Raw genomic sequence first — 2,848 nt, 5'->3', positions numbered from 1 at the left:
TCATCAAGGCAAGCACAGATGTAATTAAATGGGATTAGACCATTTATCTTGGCGGTTTCCACAATGCTGTAAAGGGTGGCACTAGCATGGGCACCGTTAGCCGTTTGGCTAAATAACCAATTCTTTCGGCCTATCACAAACGGTTTTACCGCGCGTTCTGCTCTATTATTATCGATGCTAAGTCGGCCTTCATCAACATAGCGTATGAGCTTGTGCCATTGATTTGCCAGGTAATTAGCTGCCTCTATCAGTTTGCTGTTCCCCACTAAATTTGGCTGATCCTGCTCAAGCCATATTTTTAGCTTGCTAAGAATAGGCAGGCTAACCTCTTGTCTTGCCGTATATTTGTCATCCACACTTTTATCTTTGATGCGTGACTCAACGCCGTACAGTTTTTGGATAAGGCTCAATACCACATCCGCTTTGCCGGTTTTGTTTTTACCTTGTAGCTTTTTCGCGTCGATAAATTTACGACGAGCATGCGCCCAGCAGCCAATTAAGGTTGCCTCTGTTCTGGCATAGGCTTGATAGCCATCCACGTGCAAGTACCCTTGATATCCATCAAGATAATTGACCACGCAGGCGGCCGCGCGACTATTGTGGAAGTCGTAAAGTACGATATTAGGGATGGGATTATTCGGGTCTGGTGAATCTCGACCCGAGCAATACACCCACATGTAACTGTTTACTTTGTCCGATTTCACCACCTTTAATGGCGTTTCATCGGCAAACAGCGTGGGTTGCCTTAACAGCTCGGCTTTAAGCCGTTCAACTAATGGCGCGAAGAGTGAGGCTGATTTGTCTATCCAGCTGCTCATGGTCTGTCGACTGAGTTCAATACCGTATTGCTTAAACATCGCTTCCTGGCGATACAGCGGTAACCCGTATTGGTATTTACTGGTGATAAGCTGACTGAGCAAACTGCTGGTTGCAATGCCTTTGTTGATGGGCATGGCAGGCATTGAGGCTTGTTTAATCTGTGTCTGAGTTGAGGATTTATCACAGTGACGGCAGGCGTATTTAGGCCTAATATGCTCAATCACTTTGATTTTAGCGGGTATGAACTCAAGCTTTTCTGACTTATCTTCACCCATTTTATGTAGCTCACCGCCACAGCAATCACAGGTTTTGTCGATGATGTCGTGAATAACCTGCTCACGAGGTAAGTCTTTTGGCAGTGGCTTACGCACCGGCTTTTTACGGGTATAGCTAATGGATTGTTGCTCTGCCTCAACTTCCTCAACAATTTCTTCCACTTCATTGAATAACTCGCCTTGCCCGGCAAAGCCTTCAGCACTTTTGCCGAATTGTTTTTGTTGGGCCAAGTTCCAGCGCTCTTCCAATGCCGCAATCTGGGCATCCTTCTGCGCTAACAGTTTTTCAAGTTCAGCAATGCGCTGTTTAAGGGCGAGTTCATTTTTCATGACGCCTATTTTAAGGCATCATCAAAGGCTTTGCAGTGCTAACTGAACTCACTTTGATGATCATCAATCGATCGCAAATATTAAAGCATTTGCTTACCTGCGACATCAATTTTACTGTGTCCAATCACATCATAACCCGATAATAACCAGTGTAATTGCTGCTCGCTTAAGGTCATGGTGGGTGACATGAGTTTGGGCCATTTGAACTTATGCTTATCTAATCGCTTATACCACAGTGCAAAACCGGTGTTATCCCAGTAAAGCAGTTTGAGTTTGTCACGGCCTTTATTACAAAACACAAATAGCGCACCACTGAGCACGGGTAGTTCAAGCTCTGCTTCCACCAACGCCCCCAGACCATTAATTGATTTTCGAAAATCAACGGCATCGGCACATAAATAGACGGTGGGTACATCAACGAACATCCTCATACCGTTAGCCCTTTAATAATGGCAACGATATCGGCCGTCGCTAAATCGATAGGAAACGTGAGTTGGCCGGTTAGCGTATCAAACTGCAGCGTATTTTGACGAGTTTGCGCGCAGACTTCAGTAGTTTGTTTTACCTGGACAAAACGTGATGATGTAAGGCACTGCGTGTGCACTGGCAAGGTGGAATTAGGCTGGTCTTTTGCCAGTAAAGCACGTTGTTTATAATAAGTCGTAATAGCGACATTATGGTGTTGGCAGAATTCAATATTAGTACCACTAAACGTACTGCGTTTCAGCAAAAGCTGCTGCCACTGTGCGCTTGTTCTGTAAGTTTTCATCACCTGCTCCGAATTTATCATTGAGCAGGTATTTTTAGATAATCAGAACATCGATGCTAGGTGTGGTTCGCTAGACGCTTACTTTTCACTTTCCTGCAGACGTAAAAAAGCCCGACTATTTCTAGTCGGGCTTTCTCAATTTGGAGCCTGGTAATGTCCTACTTTCACATAGCAAATGCTACACTATCATCGGCGCTGTTTCGTTTCACTACTGAGTTCGGCATGGGGTCAGGTGGGTCCAAAACGCTATTGTCACCAAGCAAATTTGGTGTAAGTTCGATTTTATCGAGCTTACTAAAATTTGGAATTCTGATAATAAAGTCTTCAAGTATCTACTTTAGTCTATTAACTTCTTGCTTAAACTGTCGCATAAAACGCGTTTGGCGTTGTATGGTTAAGCCTCACGGGTAATTAGTACAAGTTAGCTTAATGGCTCACACCACTTCCACATCTTGCCTATCAACGTTGTAGTCTTCAACGGCCCTTCAGAGACTTTAAAAGTCTAGTGAGAACTCATCTCGAGGCCTGCTTCGCGCTTAGATGCTTTCAGCGCTTATCAGTTCCGAACGTAGCTACCGGGCAATGCCATTGGCATGACAACCCGAACACCAGCGGTTCGTTCACTCCGGTCCTCTCGTACTAGGAGCAACCCCTC

General features: G+C 44.9%; 3 protein-coding genes and 2 rRNA genes. All 5 read right to left on the bottom strand.

Annotated elements, in window-relative coordinates; all coding sequences use genetic code 11:
* Positions 1-1,424: IS66 family transposase (gene tnpC, locus ND6B_RS07730; protein ID WP_033102914.1), on the bottom strand; the 1,424-nt coding region annotated here is incomplete at its 3' end.
* 80 nt (positions 1,425-1,504) lie between these two features.
* A complete protein-coding gene (gene tnpB, locus ND6B_RS07735; protein ID WP_016899347.1) occupies positions 1,505-1,855 on the bottom strand; it encodes an IS66 family insertion sequence element accessory protein TnpB in 351 nt (116 codons plus the stop codon).
* Positions 1,852-2,193: a hypothetical protein gene (locus ND6B_RS07740; RefSeq protein ID WP_008467385.1), complete on the bottom strand. Its 342-nt coding sequence runs from the start codon at positions 2,191-2,193 to the stop codon at positions 1,852-1,854. Before ND6B_RS07740 ends, tnpB begins: the two co-directional genes overlap by 4 nt.
* Positions 2,194-2,338: 145 nt before the next feature.
* Positions 2,339-2,453 (bottom strand): 5S ribosomal RNA (gene rrf / locus ND6B_RS07745).
* Between the two features lie 130 nt (positions 2,454-2,583).
* A 23S ribosomal RNA gene (locus ND6B_RS0119300) occupies positions 2,584-2,848 on the bottom strand; the annotation flags it as partial.

Source organism: Pseudoalteromonas sp. ND6B, from assembly GCF_000764215.1.
GTDB classification, from domain to species: Bacteria; Pseudomonadota; Gammaproteobacteria; order Enterobacterales; family Alteromonadaceae; genus Pseudoalteromonas; species Pseudoalteromonas tetraodonis.
The sequence above is the reverse complement of the archived record's forward strand: the minus strand, read 5'-3'. Positions and strand labels throughout refer to the sequence as shown.

Coding starts and splice junctions, on each gene's coding strand:
- tnpB (WP_016899347.1), bottom strand. CDS start 1,855: ATGAGGATGTTCGTTGATGTACCCACCGTCTATTTATGTGCCGATGCC.
- ND6B_RS07740 (WP_008467385.1), bottom strand. CDS start 2,193: ATGAAAACTTACAGAACAAGCGCACAGTGGCAGCAGCTTTTGCTGAAA.